The sequence below is a fragment of the Bosea vaviloviae genome (assembly GCF_001741865.1).
Classification (GTDB): Bacteria; Pseudomonadota; Alphaproteobacteria; order Rhizobiales; family Beijerinckiaceae; genus Allobosea; species Allobosea vaviloviae.
In genome coordinates this window covers 2389337-2405943 of sequence record NZ_CP017147.1, presented here as the reverse complement: position 1 = coordinate 2405943, position 16607 = coordinate 2389337, and the positions used below count along the sequence as shown (strand labels likewise).

The 16607-nt window shown below is 66.5% G+C and carries 17 protein-coding genes; 9 read left to right on the top strand and 8 right to left on the bottom strand.

From position 1 onward, the window contains the following. Window positions 1-39 precede the first annotated feature (39 nt). The gene (locus BHK69_RS11230) at window positions 40-351 is read left to right on the top strand and encodes a hypothetical protein (RefSeq protein ID WP_069690178.1); all 312 of its coding nucleotides are present in this window, start codon (window positions 40-42) and stop codon (window positions 349-351) included. Here the strand turns inward: BHK69_RS11230 and BHK69_RS11225 are convergent. Together BHK69_RS11225 and BHK69_RS11220 are read right to left on the bottom strand one after the other, a co-directional pair. Further along, window positions 345-1127, bottom strand: a complete 783-nt coding sequence (locus BHK69_RS11225) for a tRNA1(Val) (adenine(37)-N6)-methyltransferase (RefSeq protein WP_069690177.1) — start codon at window positions 1125-1127, stop codon at window positions 345-347. The two genes, BHK69_RS11230 and BHK69_RS11225, sit on opposite strands and share 7 nt — an antisense overlap. Beyond that, a complete protein-coding gene (locus BHK69_RS11220; RefSeq protein ID WP_069690176.1) occupies window positions 1120-1344 on the bottom strand; it encodes a putative signal transducing protein in 225 nt (74 codons plus the stop codon). Before BHK69_RS11220 ends, BHK69_RS11225 begins: the two co-directional genes overlap by 8 nt. A gap of 166 nt (window positions 1345-1510) precedes the next feature. Here BHK69_RS11220 and BHK69_RS11215 point away from each other — a divergent pair, with 166 nt between their 5' ends. Then, the gene (locus tag BHK69_RS11215) at window positions 1511-2539 is read left to right on the top strand and encodes a polyprenyl synthetase family protein (protein ID WP_069690175.1); all 1029 of its coding nucleotides are present in this window, start codon (window positions 1511-1513) and stop codon (window positions 2537-2539) included. Window positions 2540-2686: 147 nt separating this feature from the next. Next, window positions 2687-4009, top strand: a complete 1323-nt coding sequence (locus BHK69_RS11210; RefSeq protein WP_069690174.1) for an MFS transporter — start codon at window positions 2687-2689, stop codon at window positions 4007-4009. 16 nt (window positions 4010-4025) lie between these two features. Here the strand turns inward: BHK69_RS11210 and BHK69_RS11205 are convergent, their stop codons facing one another. Together BHK69_RS11205 and BHK69_RS11200 are read right to left on the bottom strand one after the other, a co-directional pair. Beyond that, window positions 4026-5033, bottom strand: coding sequence for a 4-(cytidine 5'-diphospho)-2-C-methyl-D-erythritol kinase (locus BHK69_RS11205; protein ID WP_069690173.1), 1008 nt, complete (start codon window positions 5031-5033; stop codon window positions 4026-4028). 169 nt (window positions 5034-5202) lie between these two features. After that, window positions 5203-6978 (bottom strand): tetratricopeptide repeat protein, encoded by a 1776-nt coding sequence (locus BHK69_RS11200; RefSeq protein ID WP_069690172.1) that lies wholly within the window; start codon window positions 6976-6978, stop codon window positions 5203-5205. A 238-nt stretch (window positions 6979-7216) separates the two neighbouring features. On the opposite strand from BHK69_RS11200, the gene BHK69_RS32610 reads away from it, so the two are divergent. Further along, window positions 7217-7363, top strand: a complete 147-nt coding sequence (locus tag BHK69_RS32610) for a hypothetical protein (protein WP_158516190.1) — start codon at window positions 7217-7219, stop codon at window positions 7361-7363. A 91-nt stretch (window positions 7364-7454) separates the two neighbouring features. On the opposite strand, the gene BHK69_RS11195 is transcribed toward BHK69_RS32610, so the two are convergent. Then, on the bottom strand, window positions 7455-9134 hold the full coding sequence (locus BHK69_RS11195; RefSeq protein WP_069690171.1) for an electron transfer flavoprotein-ubiquinone oxidoreductase: 1680 nt from the start codon (window positions 9132-9134) through the stop codon (window positions 7455-7457). A 212-nt stretch (window positions 9135-9346) separates the two neighbouring features. Between BHK69_RS11195 and BHK69_RS11190 the strand changes: the two genes are divergently transcribed. The 3 genes from BHK69_RS11190 to cydB all read left to right on the top strand — a co-directional run bounded on the left by BHK69_RS11190 (window position 9347) and on the right by cydB (window position 12941). Next, window positions 9347-10156 (top strand): uracil-DNA glycosylase, encoded by an 810-nt coding sequence (locus tag BHK69_RS11190; RefSeq protein WP_069690170.1) that lies wholly within the window; start codon window positions 9347-9349, stop codon window positions 10154-10156. Between the two features lie 336 nt (window positions 10157-10492). Further along, window positions 10493-11923, top strand: coding sequence for a cytochrome ubiquinol oxidase subunit I (locus BHK69_RS11185; RefSeq protein ID WP_069690169.1), 1431 nt, complete (start codon window positions 10493-10495; stop codon window positions 11921-11923). Between the two features lie 13 nt (window positions 11924-11936). Continuing rightward, the gene (gene cydB / locus BHK69_RS11180) at window positions 11937-12941 is read left to right on the top strand and encodes a cytochrome d ubiquinol oxidase subunit II (RefSeq protein ID WP_069690168.1); all 1005 of its coding nucleotides are present in this window, start codon (window positions 11937-11939) and stop codon (window positions 12939-12941) included. A gap of 37 nt (window positions 12942-12978) precedes the next feature. On the opposite strand, the gene BHK69_RS11175 is transcribed toward cydB, so the two are convergent. Both BHK69_RS11175 and BHK69_RS11170 read right to left on the bottom strand, forming a co-directional pair. Then, complete coding sequence (locus tag BHK69_RS11175) at window positions 12979-13266, bottom strand: type II toxin-antitoxin system RelE/ParE family toxin (RefSeq protein WP_069690167.1); 288 nt, start codon at window positions 13264-13266, stop codon at window positions 12979-12981. Next, the gene (locus tag BHK69_RS11170) at window positions 13263-13568 is read right to left on the bottom strand and encodes a type II toxin-antitoxin system RelB/DinJ family antitoxin (protein ID WP_069690166.1); all 306 of its coding nucleotides are present in this window, start codon (window positions 13566-13568) and stop codon (window positions 13263-13265) included. The genes BHK69_RS11175 and BHK69_RS11170 overlap by 4 nt, the downstream gene beginning before the upstream one ends. Before the next feature lie 140 nt (window positions 13569-13708). Between BHK69_RS11170 and ypfJ the strand changes: the two genes are divergently transcribed. Further along, complete coding sequence (ypfJ, locus tag BHK69_RS11165; protein ID WP_069690165.1) at window positions 13709-14593, top strand: KPN_02809 family neutral zinc metallopeptidase; 885 nt, start codon at window positions 13709-13711, stop codon at window positions 14591-14593. 136 nt (window positions 14594-14729) lie between these two features. Here the strand turns inward: ypfJ and BHK69_RS11160 are convergent, their stop codons facing one another. Continuing rightward, window positions 14730-15218 (bottom strand): glycosyltransferase family A protein, encoded by a 489-nt coding sequence (locus tag BHK69_RS11160; RefSeq protein ID WP_148663377.1) that lies wholly within the window; start codon window positions 15216-15218, stop codon window positions 14730-14732. Between the two features lie 258 nt (window positions 15219-15476). Between BHK69_RS11160 and BHK69_RS11155 the strand changes: the two genes are divergently transcribed. Further along, complete coding sequence (locus tag BHK69_RS11155; protein WP_069693563.1) at window positions 15477-16562, top strand: PA0069 family radical SAM protein; 1086 nt, start codon at window positions 15477-15479, stop codon at window positions 16560-16562. The last annotated feature ends 45 nt before the right edge of the window (window positions 16563-16607 follow it).

Sequence of the window (16607 nt, the reverse complement as noted above, 5' to 3'; positions counted from 1 at the left end):
GGCAGGGGCTGCAGGCGCCAAGTTGAAGAGGATCGGATCATGTTTCGCAAACTCGCATTCGGCATCGCGACGGCCGCCACACTCGGTGGCCTGTCCTTCGCAGCCGCCCCGGCCATGGCGGCCCCCATCGCGGCGGGAGCCGTCCAGCCCGCTTTGGCTGGGACCCCCGAGGTCGATGGCGCCCAGATCCAGCAGGCACAGTATTATTACGGCCCGCGCCGCTACTATGGACCGCGCCGCTACTACGGGCCGCCGCGCTTTTACGGCCCACGGCGCTATTACGGCCCGCGCTTCTACGGCCCGCCGGTCTATACGCCGCCGCCGTTCTACGGCCCGCGCTACTTCTACTGATCGCCGCGAAGCCTCGCGGCGCCACGGTGCAGCGCTTCGCTGGCGGCCGTGAAACCGCCCTCGGGGCGATTGAGAATGAAAGCCGGCAGCAACGCTGCCGGCTTTTTGCTGTTCAGCACGGCCGTAACGAGGACGCGCACGGCCGGCCGGTCGGCCAGCGCATGGACCGGCCGGATCTCCAGCGCGCCGAAGCCCGTCGCGAGCCCGGCCAGGATTTCGGCCAGCGCCTCGGCGCGGTGGATGATCGCGATCCGCCCGCCGGGCCGGAGCAGACGGCGCGCCGCCTTCAGCCAGTCCCCCAGCCCGCCCTCGACGACATGGGCGGCGCGCCGATTCGGGACCGGCGAGGCCTTCGTCTCCCGCGCCGCATAGAAGGGCGGGTTCATCGCGACGCAAGCGAAACTCGCCGGGATCAGGCCGGCCTCGGTCAAGGCGGCGACTGGGGCAGCGATATCCACAGCCAGCGCCGCGACGCGCGCCTCGAGGCCGTTGGAGGCGATGTTCTCCCGCGCCAGGGCTGCAAGCTCCGGATCGCGCTCGGCCAGCACCACGTGCAGGCGCGGCTGCGCCAGGGCGGCGGCGAGGCCGACCGTGCCGACGCCCGCGCCCATGTCGAGCAGAGGCCCCTCGCCCAGTTCAGGCAAGGCCGCCGCGAGCAGGATCGCGTCGCTGCCGGCGCGATGACCCTTTTTCGGCTGGAGCAGGATCAGGCGCCCATCGAGCAGGCGATCCTCGCCGATTTCGCCGAGCAATGAGGCCGGTTGCGATTCAGCCATCGCGCAGTTCCGCGCCGAAGCCGGCATCGACCAGCAGCGCCCGCGCCCGCATCTTGTCGGCCTCGCGCACCAGCAGCCGGCGCGGGAAGGCGCCGATCATGCCTTCCAGCGCACTGATGTGCTGATCGGCGATCAGGCAATCGAGATTGGCCGAGGCCAGCAGAGCCTCGATGGCTCCGAGCAGGACGATATCGTTGGTGCGGACGAGTTCATGCATGGGCGCATGGAGCCGAAGCCGTGGCCCGCGCGCAAGCCCTCGCTTGCGCGGGTGCGGCGTCCAGGTGCGGCGTCATTGCCGAATTGCGGGGGCTGGCCACCCATGCGACGGTTGTGGCAAGGCATCAGCGCGCCGCGAACTGCGCAAACCGGCCGGAGTGATCGAGATGGGCGTCGTTGTTGCGTTCGAGGACAAGGAAGCGGGCCAGGATGCGGGCAAGGCCCGGATCGAGACCCTGGTCGGCCTGACCCGCGCCGACATGGAGCGCGTCAATGCGATGATCCTGTCGCGCACCGGCTCCGACGTCACCATGATCCCGGAGGTCGCCAACCACCTGATCTCGTCGGGCGGCAAGCGCCTGCGCCCGATGCTGACGCTGGCAACGGCGGCGCTGTGCGATTATCGCGGCGAAGGCCATGTCAAGCTCGCGGCCTCGGTCGAGTTCATGCACACCGCGACATTGTTGCATGACGACGTCGTCGACCAGAGCGACATGCGCCGCGGCAAGCTTGCCGCGCGCATGCTCTGGGGCAATGAGGCGAGCGTGCTCGTCGGCGATTTCCTGCTCGGCCAGGCCTTCAAGATGATGGTCGAGGTCGGCTCGCTGCGCGCCCTCGACATCCTCTCCACCGCAGCCGCCGTGATCGCCGAGGGCGAGGTGCTGCAGCTCTCCGTCGCCAAGAACACCGAGACGACCGAGGACGAGTACCTCGCCGTGATTCGCGGCAAGACGGCGGAGCTCTTCGCCGCCGCCTGCGAGGTCGGGCCCGTCATCGCCGGGGCTGGCAAGGCCAATGCCGCCGCCTGCCGCAGCTACGGCCTCAATCTCGGCATCGCCTTCCAGCTCATCGACGACGCGCTCGACTATGGTGGCGTCGCCTCCAAGCTCGGCAAGAACACCGGCGACGATTTCCGCGAGGGCAAGATCACCTTGCCGGTCGTGCTCTCCTTCCGGCGCGGCACCGACACCGAGCGCGCTTTCTGGCGCCGCACGCTCCAGAACGGCGAGGTCAACGAGGGCGATCTCGAAGAGGCCCAAAGCATCATGCGTCGCCATCGCGCGCTCGACGACACGATCGAGCGCGCCGAGCACTACGCCAAGATGGCCAAGGACGCGCTCGGCCTGTTCCCCGCCTCCCCGATGAAGCAGGCGCTGAACGAGACCGTCGATTTCTGCGTCTCGCGGGCGCATTGAAACACCCTAGCCGCGCCCTACAGCATCGGCTTCTCCCGACAACCGGTCCCCACTTTTCGGGCCGATGCTCCTGCCGAAAGAGGCTTCCACCGCCACCTGGACGGGCCTAGGCTGCCTGTCGGGGCGCATGAAAGCGTGGAGTAGGCCATGACGGCATCATCAGATCGCCAGTCGAAGATCGGGGCTGTCATTCGGGTATCGAGTGGCAATTTCCTGGAAATGTACGATTTCTTCGTCTTCGGCTATTACGCCGCGGCGATCGGCAAGGCCTTCTTCCCATCGGGCAGCGAGTTCGCCCAACTCATGGCGGCGCTGATGACCTTCGGCGCCGGTTTTCTGATGCGGCCGCTCGGCGCCATCGTGCTCGGCACCTATATCGACCATCATGGCCGCCGCGCCGGACTTCTCCTGACGCTCGGGCTGATGGCCTTCGGCACGCTCACCATCGCGCTGGTGCCGACCTATGCGACGATCGGCCTGCTGGCGCCGGTCATCGTCGTGATCGGCCGGTTGGTCCAGGGGTTTTCGGCGGGCGTCGAGCTCGGCGGCGTCTCCGTCTACCTGTCGGAGATCGCGACGCCTGGAAACAAGGGTTTCTATGTCAGCTGGCAGTCCGGCAGCCAGCAGATCGCGGTGATCTTCGTGGCGCTGCTCGGCGTCTGGCTCAGCACCGTCCTGCCGCCCGAAGAGATGACGGCCTGGGGCTGGCGCATCCCGTTCCTGGTCGGTTGCCTGATCGTGCCGCTGATCTTCCTGCTGCGCCGCTCGATGCAGGAGACCGAGGAATTCAGCGAGCGCAAGCAGAGCAGCAATCACCCCTCTCCCCGGGAAATCCTGCGCTCGCTCACTCAGAACTGGCAGGTCGTGATCATCGGCATGCTGCTGGTGACGATGACGACGGTGTCGTTCTATTTCATCACGGCCTACACGCCGACCTTCGGGCGCGAGGTTCTCAAGCTGACGGGCCTCGACGCCCTACTGGTGACGGTTTGCGTCGGCCTGTCCAACCTGTTCTGGCTGCCGGTCATGGGGGCGGTGTCCGACCGGGTCGGACGCAAGCCGCTGCTGATCATCTTCACGCTGCTGATGTTCGTCAGCGCCTATCCGGCCCTGTCCTGGCTCGTCTCCGAGCCGTCCTTCCTCAGGCTGCTGGAGGTCGAGCTCTGGCTCTCCTTCATCTATGGCAGCTATAACGGCGCCATGGTGGTCGCGCTGACCGAGATCATCCCGGTGCAATTGCGCACCACCGGATTCTCGGTCGCCTACAGCCTGGCGACGGCGCTGTTCGGCGGCTTCACACCTGCGGTCAGCACCTATCTGATCGAGATGACGGGGAACCGGGCTGTCGCGGGGCTCTGGCTGATGTTCGCAGCGGCCTGCAGCCTGCTCGCGACCTGGCTGGCCTATCGGCAGCGCCCGCAGGTCGCGGTGGCGGCCATGAGCCGCGCCGGATTGTCACCCGGCGGCTGACGCCACGCGGCGGCGGTCAACGCAGCACGGTCGGCTTGACCCACCAGCCCGGCCGGCTCTTCTGCAGCGCCTTGGCGGCTGCGGCGCTCGCCCGGCAATCATCGAACAGGGCAAAGCAGGTCGCGCCCGAACCCGACATGCGAGCGAGCCGGCAGCCGGGCAAGGCCGCCAGCACGGCAAGCACCTCGCCGAGAACCGGAGCCACGCGTCGCGCCGGGGCTTCGAGGTCGTTGCCGCTTTCGGCGAGCGCCGCGATCAGGCCGGTGGTCGGTCCTGGAGCTGCCCCGACCGAGCTACGCGTCATTGCGAGCACCCGGGTCTTGCCTTCGGCAAGCCCGAGTACAGGCTCCGCGAAGCAATCCAGGGGGGCGTCGAGCGCTGCCGCTTCTGGATTGCTTCGCTGCGCTCGCAATGACGGTTTGGCCTGGCCCTCATGCACAGCAGGCAAGGCCGGCTGCAAACCCAGCGCCCTGAACACCGCCGCCGTCTCGACCGGCACGCCCGGATTGACCAGCACGGCGAAAAGCGGCGGCAGATGCAAGGGCTCGCCGAGGCGTTCACCGATGCCGGCCATCACCCGTGCCCGCGAATCCAGGCAAACAGGCACATCGGCTCCGACCCTGGCCGCTGCGCGCAGCAAAGCCGGCTCGCCACGCGCAATTCCGTTCAAGCGCGCCAGCAGGCGCAGCGCGCCCGCCGCATCGGCCGAACCGCCGCCAATGCCCGATGCCACGGGCAGGCGCTTGACGAGGTGGAAGCGGCCCCAGCGCAGCGGGCCGGCTTCATCGGCAAGCGCGCGGGCAGCGCGCAGGACGAGGTTGCGCTCATCGGCTTCGAGCCCGCCGCCAAGCGGGCCGCCAATGCTCAAGCCGAGTTCCAGCCCGGGCTCGAGCGTCAGTTCATCGCCGACGCCGGCGAAGGCGACCAGGCTTTCGAGCTCGTGATAGCCGTCGGCACGCCGGCCGAGCACCTTCAGGCTCAGATTGACCTTGGCGCGGGCACGGGTCGTCAGCGCGGCTGACATGGGAGATCCGGGGCGGTGGGTGGCGGCTAGAACGGTGTCCATTCACGTTGACCCGTCATTGCGAGCGCAGCGAAGCAATCCAGGGCCGTCGAGCGAGCCCTCTTGGATTGCTTCGTCGCTATCGCTCCTCGCAATGACGATGCAAGCCGTATGGAAAACGATCCAGGCCTCAGCCGCCGTCCTTCTTCGGCTCGGCGGCGTTGGCGGAAGGCGAATCCTCCAGGCCGCGCTCGATCTTCTGCTTGATCTTGACCAGATCCTCAGGCTCCGGGCTGAGATCGCGGGCCGCATTCCACTGGAAGGTCGCCTCCAGCTTGCGGCCGGTGCGCCAATAGACATCGCCGAGATGGTCGTTGATCACCGGGTCGGAGGGGCGCAATTCCATGGCGCGCTCGAGCTCGCGCGACGCATCGTCATAGCGTCCCAGCCGGTAATAGGCCCAGCCGAGCGAGTCGGTGATGTAGCCGTCGCGCGGCCTGAGTTCGACGGCGCGGCGCAGCATGCTGAGCGCCTCGTCGAGCTTGAGATGCTGATCGACCAGCGAATAGCCGAGATAGTTCAGCACCAGCGCGCGTTCGCGGCCGAGCGGCTCCGGCATCAGCTCCAGCGCCTTACGCAGATCCGCCTCGGCCTCGGGCCAGCGCTTGATGCGCTCGCGCGCGATGCCGCGGAAATAGAACAGATCCCAGTTCGCCCGCCCGGGAACCGCGAGCTTGGCGATGGCCTTGTCGTAAGTCTCGGCGGCCTCGCTGAAGAGCTTGCGGGTGCGGTAGACATTGCCGAGCGCCGAGAGCGCATCGACATCGTCGGGGCGTTCCGTGATCAGCGCCTGCAGATGCTTGATCGATTCCTCAGATTTGCCGAGGGTCTCCAACGCCAGGCCCGCCTGGATCTCGGCATTGGGCCGCAGCGGCGAGGTCGCCGGCATCTTGTCGTAGACCGCGACGGCATCCTCGGGTTGCTTCGAGCGTTCGAGGATATCCCCGAGCGTCAGGATCGCCAGATCATGGCTGGGGTCGAGATAGATCGCCAGGCGCAGATAGAGCAGCGCGGCGGCCTCGTCGCCCTGGCGATTGCCGGCGCTGGCCAGGCCGTAGAGGACTTCGGCCGCGCCCTGCTGGGCCGTGCCGACCTGGCGGGCGAGCGGCTCGCGCGCAGCAACCCGCGCAAGCCCGTCCCGGACGATGGGATGATTGGGCAAGAGGCGGTCGAATTCGCCATAGGTCGCGGCAGCGCCGTCATAATTGCCGTTGCGCGCCTGCAGGCGGGCCCAGAGATCGACCAGGCGCAGCGTCGTCTTTTCCGCGTCATAGGCGCTCTTCAGGCGCTTCTCGGCGTCGACCTTGCGTCCGGCGATGTCGAGGATCAGGCCGGCATGGTAATCGCGGAAGAGGTTGTAGGAAGCCTCGCCCTTGAGTCGGTCGAGCGTCTCGAGCGCCTTGTTGGTCTGGCCGGAGCCGGCATAGGCCCAGGCCGAGAGCAAGGTCGCGGTGATGTCGGCGGCGCGGCCGCGGCCGCCGCGCTGGAGATGGTTGCGCGCGGTCTGGTAACTCTTCTGCTTGATCGCGCGGATGCCGACCGCGAGCTGGGCCAGGCCGTTGCTGGGATCACGCTGGATCAGCTTCTCGGCGGCGCGGAAGGCATCGCTCATCGCGCCATCGGCCAGGAAGGCGACGAAGCCGCGCTCCAGCAGATCATTGTTCAGCGGATCGCCCTTGATCGCCTCGCGCAGATAGACCGAGGCCGCGCCGAGATCGCGCCCGGCACCCGCGACGATCGCGGCCAGGTAATTGCCTTCCAGGCTGTCGGCGGGCTCCAGCTGTTCCGTCGTGCGCGTCGCAGCCGCCCCTTGAGCCGAGGCACCGGCCTGCAATGCGAGAAAAAACACCAGGGCGACCGCCGTGCTCGGGCCGCGGCCCCTCAATCGAAACGTCACGATTGTCATTCTCCCTCGGTCCGCAGCCTGTATGTCACGCGGGGCCATACATCAGCGCGACCGGGACCACTTCGCTTAAGCGTTCAAGATGGCGGTTTCCGGGCGGACGGGCAAGCCGTAGCAGCGCTGCTGGGCCGAATCCGTAGCAGCGATGCAACAATCGGACAGAAGCTTGCTGCGCCGCAACGTTCCCGCAGTTTTCAGTACCCGTATCTCAAGAATTTAAGGCTAGGACGGAAGCGTTCGCATGCACCGCGACGATTCACCTGGGATCATTCAAATGAAAAAGATCGTTTTGAGCATTGCCGCCGTCGCCCTGCTGGCCGGTTTCGCCGCCGGCTGCGCGAAGCCCGAGCCCACCAAGCCGGCCCCGAGCGTCGTCCGCAAGGGCTGAGTCGGCAGTATCGCCTGCAAAGTGAAAAGGCGCGCCGTGAAAGCGGCGCGCCTTTTCGTTATCTACACCAGTGATTTATGCCGGTTCAGGCTCACATATTCGAATAGCCCGGCCCGCCGCCGCCCTCGGGCACCATCCAGGTGATGTTCTGGGCCGGGTCCTTGATGTCGCAGGTCTTGCAGTGGACGCAGTTCTGCGCGTTGATCACGAAGCGCGGCTCGGTCTTCGCCTCGGCATCCTTGTAGACCACCTCATAGACGCCGGCCGGGCAGTAAAGCCGCGCCGGCTCGCCATAAACAGGCAGATTCTTGTCGATCGGGATCGAGGGGTCGGTCAGCTTCAGATGCGCTGGCTGGTCTTCCTCATGATTGGTCGAGGACAGGAAGACCGATGACAGCTTATCGAAGGAAATCTTGCCGTCCGGCCTGGGATAGACGATCGGCTTGACCTCGCTGAGAGGCTTCAGCGTCGCGTAATCCGGCTTGCCGTGCTTGAGCGTGCCGAAGGGCGACCAACCGAAGAGCTGGTTCAGCCACATGTCGATGCCGCCCAGCCCGATGCCCAGCAGCGTGCCGTATTTCGACCAGAGCGGCTTGACGTTGCGCACCGGCTTGAGATCGCGCCCGATGGCGCTGTCGCGCCAGCCGGTCTCGATCTCGACCACCTCGTCATATGAGCGACCGGCCGCCAAAGCGGGCGCGAGATGCTCAGCCGCCTGCATGCCCGAGAGGATGGCGTTATGGCTGCCCTTGATGCGCGGCACGTTGACGAAGCCCGCCGCGCAACCGATCAGCGCCCCGCCCGGGAAGGTGAGCTTCGGCACCGACTGGAAGCCGCCCTCGGTGATGGCGCGCGAACCATAGGACAGGCGCTTGGCACCATCGAAGAGATCGCGAATCAGCGGATGGGTCTTGAAGCGCTGGAACTCGTCGAAGGGCGAGAGCGTCGGGTTGGTGTAGTTGAGATGCACGACGAAGCCGACGGTGACCAGGTTGTCGTCGAAATGATAGAGGAAGGAGCCGCCACCGGTGCCGTTGTCGAGCGGCCAGCCGAAGGAGTGCTGCACCCGGCCTTTGTGAAACTTCTCCGGCTTGACCTGCCAGATTTCCTTCAGGCCGATGCCGTATTTCTGCGGCTCGCGCCCCTCATCGAGCCCGAACTTGCGGATGGCGATCTTGGAGAGCGAGCCGCGCGCGCCCTCGCCGAGCAGCGTATAGCGGCCGCGCAATTCCATGCCGCGCGTAAAGCGCTCCGAGACCGTGCCATCCCTGGCGATGCCCATGTCACCGGTGGCGACGCCGGCGACCGAACCATCCTCGTTGAACAGCAATTCAGCGGCGGCGAAGCCCGGATAGATCTCGACGCCGAGCGCCTCGGCGCGGCCTGCGAGATATTTCGCCACGAGGCCGAGCGAACCGACGAAGTTGCCGTGGTTGTTCATCAGCTTCGGCATGCCGAAATTGGGCAGGCGGATGCCGTTGGGCTCGGTCAGGAAATAGAAGATGTCCTCGCTGACTTCCGTCGTCAGCGGGCGGGCCTCGTCCTGGCGCCAATCGGGCAGGAGCGCATCGAGGCCGACCGGGTCGATCACGGCGCCCGACAGGATGTGAGCGCCGACTTCGGCGCCCTTCTCGACCACCACGACGGAGATCGTCTCGTCGAGCTGCTTCAGGCGGATGGCGGCGGCAAGGCCGGCTGGACCGGCGCCGACGATGACGACGTCATAGTCCATGCTCTCGCGCGGTTCGCTCTGCGCTTCCTTGAGATCCATCCTGCCCTCCGGAGGCCTTCGACTGGCTTAAAGCCAATTAGTTTATATGTGAACTACATCGCCTGCCCGTTCAAGCCGCGCATGGCGCAAGACAGACGCATGCCGCAAGACAGACATGGCTTCAGTCTGGAAACCCTCTATCGAAGCGCGCGTTCCAATTTGCAACTGCGGCGGCTCGCGAAGACGCATATGTGCATGCTAGAACCCCAGCGATGATGTCCACCGCCGCGCCAGATCCTGTTGAACTTCTCGCCTGGTACGCCGAGATGGGCGTCACCGAGGCGCTCGACGAGACGCCGCACGACCATTTCATGGAAGCGCCGCAGCCCGCCGCGACGCGCCCTGCGCCGCCGCAGCTCGTGCGCGCAACCGCAGCGGCCGCCCGGCCGGCCCTGCCGGCGACGGCTACGGCCCCCGACGATGCCGCCCTCACCGCCAGGACGATGGCGCAGCAGGCCACGACGCTCGACGAGCTGAAGGAGGCGCTCGCGCAATTCGAGGGCTGCGCGCTGAAGGCGACCGCCAAGAACCTGGTCTTTTCCGACGGCAATCCGGCCGCCCGATTGATGCTGGTCGGCGAGGCGCCAGGCGCCGACGAGGACCGCATCGGCCTGCCCTTCGTCGGGCGCTCCGGGCAATTGCTCGACCGGATGCTGGCCGCGATCGGCCTCAACCGGAAGGAGCATGTCTATATCGCCAATCTCCTGCCCTGGCGGCCGCCGGGCAACCGCACGCCGACGCCGCAGGAGGTCGCGATCTGCCTGCCCTTCATCCAGCGCCAGATCCAGCTCGCCAACCCCGATATCCTGGTCTGCATCGGCGCGCCCTCGGCGCAGGGGCTGCTCGGCCTCACCGGCATCCTCGCATCGCGCGGCAAATGGCTGGAATACGACACAGGCACGCGGCGCATCCGCGCCATGGCAACGCTGCACCCGGCCTATCTGCTGCGACAACCCTTGCAGAAGCGTTTGGCCTGGCGCGACCTGCGGGCGCTGAAGGCCGCGCTCGACGCCAAGACCTGACACCCGGTTGGACATGCCAGCCCTCATCCCGAGGAGCCATTCCTCACGCGAGTGGCGAATGGCGAGTAGCGAATGGAAGCCTTACCTCGCCATTCGCCATGAGCAGTGGCGAATAGCGAATAGCGAACGGAAGCCTTACCTCGCTATTCGCCACTCGCCGTGAGGAATGGGCTCGGATCGTTTCCAACCGGACCTGCCCCTTGGACATAACGTCCTGCGGCGCTACGGGCCGCAGAAACGCACCGCCGGTTTGACTAACGTCGCCGTTGGCGGCGATGCTGTTTTGGCGAAGTCGTACAACCCGCTTTTCGCGGCGAAGCCGGACGGAGCCCTGCGATGACGATCGACGCTTTTCTGCTCTCGCGCATCCAGTTCGCCTTCACCATTTCCTTCCACATCGTCTTTCCCGCCTTCACCATCGGGCTCTCGGCCTATATTGCGACGCTGCTGGGCCTCTGGCTCAAGACAGGCGACCAGAAATTTCATCTGCTGGCGCGGTTCTGGACCAAGATCTTCGCCGTCTCCTTCGCCATGGGCGTGGTCTCCGGCATCGTGCTGTCCTACCAGTTCGGCACCAATTGGAGCCGGTTCTCGCTCGTCGTCGGCAACGTCATCGGCCCCTTGATCGGCTATGAGGTGCTGACCGCCTTCTTCCTGGAGGCCTCGTTCCTCGGCGTGATGCTGTTCGGCTGGAAGCGCGTGCCGCCCTGGCTGCATTGTCTCTCGGCCATCATCGTCGCCGGCGGCACGGCGCTGTCGGGCTTCTGGATCCTCTCGGCCAATAGCTGGATGCAGTATCCGGTGGGGCACGAAGTCCGCGACGGCATCGCCTACCCGCTCGACTGGATGCAGATCGTTTTCAACCCGACCTTCCCGCTGCGCTACATGCACATGATGACGGCGGCCTATCTCACCACCGCCTTCGTCGTGCTGGCGACAGGCGCGCGCCATCTGATCGCCGGCCATCGCACCGAATCGGCCAGGACGATGGTGCGCATGGCGATCCTGATGATCGCGATCACCGCCCCGGTGCAGGCGCTGATCGGCGATTTCCACGGCAAGCAGACCGCCAAATACCAGCCGGCCAAGCTCGCCGCGATCGAGGCGCATTGGGATTCGTCGAAGCCCGCCCCGCTCGTGCTCTTCGCCTGGCCCGACGAGCAGGCCGGCCTCAACCGCTTCGAGATCTCCATCCCCGGGCTGGCGAGCCTGCTGACCCATGGCAGCATGGACGCGCTCTTTCCCAGCCTCAACGATTTCGCGCTCGAGGACAGGCCGCCGGTCAAGATCCCCTTCTTCGCCTTCCGCGCCATGGTCGGCATCGGCGTGCTGATGATCGGGTTCGGCTGGCTCGGCGCCTTTCTGTGGTGGCGGGGCCGGGTCTTCGAGGCGCGGCGCTGGCTCTGGCTCGCGCAATATAGCTGGCCGGCCGGCTTCATCGCGATCCTGTCGGGCTGGTTCGTCACCGAAGTCGGCCGCCAGCCCTGGCTGGCGACGGGGGTGATCCGCTCCAAGGATGCGGTCTCGCCGATAACGACGCTGGAGGTCGCGATCTCGCTGGCGCTCTTCGTCTGCGTCTACTGCGTGGTGTTCACGGCTGGAATCCTGCTGATCAACCGCTTGATCGACAAAGGGCCCGACGAGATCGACGACAAGGACGCGCCTGAGCAGCCGTCGAAGCGCACACTCAAGGCGGCGCAGGGCCCGGCCTCGGCGCTGTTCGGCAACGGCCATCCCGGCGACGACAGAATCCAACCCCAGAGCTGAGGAGAGACCGACAATGGAATGGTATCTCCCCGTGATCTGGGCCGGGCTGATCGGCACCGCCGTGATGCTCTATGTCGTACTCGACGGTTTCGACCTCGGCATCGCGATCCTGTTTCCCGCGACGCAGGACGAGGCCGAGCGCGACCAGATGATGAACTCGGTCGCGCCCTTTTGGGACGGCAACGAGACCTGGCTGGTTCTGGGTGGCGGCGGGCTGTGGGTCGCCTTCCCCATGGCCTACGCCATCATCATGCCGGCCTTCTACATCCCGGTGATCCTGATGCTGCTGGCGCTGATCTTCCGCGGCGTCGCCTTCGAGTTCCGCTGGGTGGCGAAACCGAAGCACCGCATCTGGGACCTCGCCTTCTGGCTCGGCTCGACCATCGCCGCCTTCGCGCAGGGGCTGATCCTGGGCGGTTTGATCCAGGGCATCACGGTCGCGAACGGGCAGTTCGCGGGCAAGCCCTTCGACTGGCTGACGCCATTTTCCGTGATGTGCGGAGCGGGTGTCGTCGTCGGCTACGCGCTGCTGGGCGCGACCTGGCTGGTCTACAAGACCGAAGGCGCGGTCGCCGAGCGGGCCCGGGCCCAGGCGAAGCTGCTGCTGCTTTGCCTGATGGCCTTCGCAATCCTGGTCTCGCTGTGGACGCCCTACGCCCATCCGCGCATCGCCGAGCGCTGGTTCACGCCCGCCAACTTCGCCCTGCTCTGGCCCTTCCCGCTGCTCACCGCCTATTGCGGCTGGATGGTCTGGAAGCGGCTGCACGGACAGCACGAGTTCACGCCGTTTGCCTTCACCATCGCGATCTTCGTGCTCTGCTTCCTCGGCCTCGCGATCTCGAACTATCCCTATCTCGTGCCGCCCGGCCTGACGATCTGGGACGTGGCGGCAGCGCCCGCCTCGCATGTCTTCGTGCTGATCGGAATGAGCTTCCTGCTGCCGATGATCCTGTTCTACACGGCCTTCGTCTACTGGACCTTCCGCGGCAAGGTGAAGCTCGACGGCGGCTATCATTGACCGGCCGGCGATGGTCACGCGCCGCCATGGTGCTTGCTCAGGGCAATCCGTCCGGCCAGAGCTGCGACATATGCAGGATGCGCAGGATTCGGATCGCTCTGCTGTCGATGCGGTAGGCCGCGATATAGGGCGTGCCGCCGACGATGAGTTCGCGCGTTCCTTCGACACGGCCGGGACGGCCGCTCTCCGGAAAGGCCAGCAGCACCTCCACATGCTGCTCGATGCGCTCGTCGAGCGCGACGGCGGCACGCGGATTGTCGGTTGCGACATAATCGAAGATACGCTCGCGATCGGCGACCGCGAGCACGCTCCAATCGAGCCTCACGCCTTGGCGTCCGGCGTGCGCGCCAGGGCCGCCCGGCGCTTCTCGGCGAAGCGAGCCTTGACCTCGGCATGATCCGTCGCGGGGCTGGTATCGGCGAGCGCCTCGAGCACCTTCGCACGGAACCACGCCTCGTGCCGGGCCGGGTCGATCAGCTCCAGGGGCAGAGCGCCCTCATTGGCGGTTCTGGTCAGCAGGATTCGCACCGCGTCCGAGACGGTCAGCCCCGCCTCCTGCAGAACGGCCGCCGCCCGTTCCTTCACACGCGGATCGATACGGGCTTGAACGAGATCGCTTGCTGCCATGATCACTTCTCCATTCCGGCGGGCACCGTAATGCAATTGATTGACGCTTCCAAATAAGAGCGGAACCCTCCGCCGCAAGACGACTTGAGTTTCCGGCCCCGCTCGCAGAGATTGGCGGCCGAGAGAGCGGAGTGCCTGCCATGCAATGGGAAGATTATCGCCAGTCCGAGAATGTCGAGGACCGGCGCGGCGGCGGCACCTATGCCGGCCTGCCCGGCGGGCGCGGCGGCGTCGGCATCGGCACCATGGTCGTGCTCGGCCTGGTCGGCTGGGCGCTCGGCATCGATCCACGCCTCCTGATCGGCGGAGCGGAACTGATCGGCGGCATTGGCGGGCGCAGCGCCCCGACCCAGGAAACCCGGCAATCCTCGGGGCCGCCCTCGGACGAGATGGGCCGCTTCGTCTCGGCCGTGCTGGCGCAGAACGAGGACGTCTGGACCAAGGTGCTGCCGCAGCAGGCGAATACGCGCTACCAGGCGCCGCGCCTCGTGCTGTTTTCGGGCGTCGACCGCTCCGGCTGCGGCACCGCCCAGGCGGCAATGGGACCGTTCTATTGCCCGCCGGACAAGAAGGTCTATCTCGACCTCTCCTTCTTCCAGGAGATGCAGCGCAAGCTCGGCGGCGGCGGCGATTTCGCCTATGCCTATGTCATCGGCCATGAGGTCGGCCATCACATCCAGAACCTGATCGGCATCCTGCCCAAGGCGAACCAATTGCGCGAGCGCTCCTCGGAGCGAGACGCCAACGCGATCTCGGTGCGCATCGAATTGCAGGCGGACTGCTTTGCCGGCGTCTGGGCCAACAACATCCAGGCGATGGGCCGGATCGACCAGAGCGATGTCGACGAGGCGATGAAGACCGCCGCAGCGATCGGCGACGACAAGCTGCAGAAGGCCTCGCAGGGCGTCGTCGTGCCCGATTCCTTCACCCATGGCTCCTCGGCGCAGCGCACGCGCTGGTTCACCACCGGCCTGCGCTCAGGCTCGATGCAGAGCTGCGATACCTTCAGGACGAACCAGCTTTAGGGCGAGAGCTGACAAGGCTCGTTGCGGGCGGAGAGCCGCAGCTCGGCGGCAGATGGCCCCGGTGCTGCGCGCCTTCATCGATTTCGCGACCAGCAGCGCCAAGGCGCGATAGCCGGCCTGACCCCGGCGCGTGCGCTCAGGCGCCCGCCCGTTCCCGCCGCACCGACAGGCGGCGCGGGGCGCCGCCGAGCCTGCCCGCGAGAACGAGCCCCTTGGGCACGACGAGGCCGGCGCGCAATCGTCTTGCGCCGAAGGAGATCGCCGCGCGCTCGCGCAGCGAACCGGCGACGCCGCGCAAGGGAATCAAGGCCGGGCTGTCAGGCGCAAGCATGAGATGCCGGTCGACGACCTGGGCCCAATGCGACTGCGGCGCATCGCCCGCATCGAGCAGGAGCAACCAGTCGCCGCGCGCCTGCGCCGCGCCGAGATGCCAGCCCTCCGCGGCGCCCGTCCGCAGATAACTCGCGCCGGTGGCGTCGGCCAATCGCTCGACCTCGCGATCGCCGGTGGCATCGACCACGACGGCATGGCCAAGGAAGCCATCGGCGACAGCGGGAATGAGGACCGCGAAGGTCGCGGCAAGCAGGCTGGGAGGGCCATCGGCCCGGATCACGGCTGTGAGCATGCGCAAATCCATATGACGCAGCGCAACATGTCGCAATCCTGTCACTTGCAATTTGTTCCCTATATGTTCACATTGGAAACATAGAAACACGCCGATTCCCGGCAGTTTCCAGGACGGTTCAGCGTCATGCGCCAGGCCACCCCCTCTGCCACGCCCTCTGCCACGCCCTCTGCGAGACCCTCTTCGCGGCCGATTCCGCTCAAGCGGCATGACAGCGAGCCGGCCTCGGTTTCCGCACGCGTCGCACCGCTCGACCCGATGGCCTATGCTGGGCATCGGATCGACCCGGAACGCCGGCGCGGGCGCGGCGCCACGATCAATCCAGGCGGGCGCTTCGAGGCCGAGCAGCGCGTCCTTGAGGATGACGGCTGGGGCACGCTCGGCGAGTTGCCCGCCTTCAAGACAGAGGTCTCGATCGAGAAGCCGCGCACGATCATTACCCGGAATGACTCCCCGGATATTTCGTTCGACCGCTCGATCAACCCCTATCGCGGCTGCGAGCATGGCTGCGTCTATTGCTTCGCGCGGCCGAGCCACGCCTATCTCGGCCTGTCGCCGGGGCTCGACTTCGAGAGCAAGCTGACGGCCAAGCCCGATGCGGCGATCCTGCTGGAGAAGGAGCTCAGCGCGCCGTCCTACCAGCCGCGCACCATCGCGATCGGCACCAATACCGACGCCTATCAGCCGATCGAGAAGAAGCTGCGGATCATGCGCTCGATCCTGGAGGTGCTGGCGAAGTTCAACCATCCGGTCGGGATCGTGACGAAATCGGCGCTGGTCCAGCGCGACATCGACATCTTGGCGCCGATGGCCGTGAAAGGCCTCGCCAAGGTCGCGATCTCGCTGACCACGCTCGACCCCAAGACCGCCCGCACCATGGAGCCGCGCGCCGCTTCGCCGGCCAAACGCCTGGAGACGATCAGGGCTTTGTCGGAGGCCGGCATCCCGGTCACGGTCTTGGTCGCGCCGATCATTCCGGCGATCAACGAGCATGAGATCGAGCGCATTCTCGACGCCGCCAAGGCCGCCGGCGCACGCGAGGCGGGCTATGTCTTGCTGCGGCTGCCGCTGGAGGTGAAGGATCTGGTGCAGGACTGGCTGCTGACGCACCACCCCGACAAATTGCGCCATGTCGTCTCGCTGATCCGCTCGACGCGCGGCGGCAAGGATTACGACCCGGCCTGGGGCCAGCGCCAGGTCGGCTCGGGGCCTTATGCCTGGATGATCGGGCGGCGCTTCGAGATGGCGGCCGAGCGGCTCGGCTTCAACGCGACGAGGCTCAGGCTGCGCAACGACCTGTTCCTGAAGCCCGAGAAAGAAAAGGCGCAATTGAGTTTGTTTTGACGAGCGGCAAGGCCGCATCGTCATGCTCGCCCTTGTGGCGGGCAT

Coding starts and splice junctions, on each gene's coding strand:
- BHK69_RS11190 (WP_069690170.1), top strand. CDS start 9,347: ATGATGTCCACCGCCGCGCCAGATCCTGTTGAACTTCTCGCCTGGTAC.
- BHK69_RS11185 (WP_069690169.1), top strand. CDS start 10,493: ATGACGATCGACGCTTTTCTGCTCTCGCGCATCCAGTTCGCCTTCACC.
- BHK69_RS11205 (WP_069690173.1), bottom strand. CDS start 5,033: ATGTCAGCCGCGCTGACGACCCGTGCCCGCGCCAAGGTCAATCTGAGC.
- ypfJ (WP_069690165.1), top strand. CDS start 13,709: ATGCAATGGGAAGATTATCGCCAGTCCGAGAATGTCGAGGACCGGCGC.
- BHK69_RS11230 (WP_069690178.1), top strand. CDS start 40: ATGTTTCGCAAACTCGCATTCGGCATCGCGACGGCCGCCACACTCGGT.
- BHK69_RS11155 (WP_069693563.1), top strand. CDS start 15,477: ATGGCCTATGCTGGGCATCGGATCGACCCGGAACGCCGGCGCGGGCGC.
- BHK69_RS11225 (WP_069690177.1), bottom strand. CDS start 1,127: ATGGCTGAATCGCAACCGGCCTCATTGCTCGGCGAAATCGGCGAGGAT.
- BHK69_RS11220 (WP_069690176.1), bottom strand. CDS start 1,344: ATGCATGAACTCGTCCGCACCAACGATATCGTCCTGCTCGGAGCCATC.
- BHK69_RS11160 (WP_148663377.1), bottom strand. CDS start 15,218: ATGCTCACAGCCGTGATCCGGGCCGATGGCCCTCCCAGCCTGCTTGCC.
- BHK69_RS11170 (WP_069690166.1), bottom strand. CDS start 13,568: ATGGCAGCAAGCGATCTCGTTCAAGCCCGTATCGATCCGCGTGTGAAG.
- BHK69_RS11200 (WP_069690172.1), bottom strand. CDS start 6,978: ATGACAATCGTGACGTTTCGATTGAGGGGCCGCGGCCCGAGCACGGCG.
- BHK69_RS11215 (WP_069690175.1), top strand. CDS start 1,511: ATGGGCGTCGTTGTTGCGTTCGAGGACAAGGAAGCGGGCCAGGATGCG.
- cydB (WP_069690168.1), top strand. CDS start 11,937: ATGGAATGGTATCTCCCCGTGATCTGGGCCGGGCTGATCGGCACCGCC.
- BHK69_RS11210 (WP_069690174.1), top strand. CDS start 2,687: ATGACGGCATCATCAGATCGCCAGTCGAAGATCGGGGCTGTCATTCGG.
- BHK69_RS32610 (WP_158516190.1), top strand. CDS start 7,217: ATGCACCGCGACGATTCACCTGGGATCATTCAAATGAAAAAGATCGTT.
- BHK69_RS11195 (WP_069690171.1), bottom strand. CDS start 9,134: ATGGATCTCAAGGAAGCGCAGAGCGAACCGCGCGAGAGCATGGACTAT.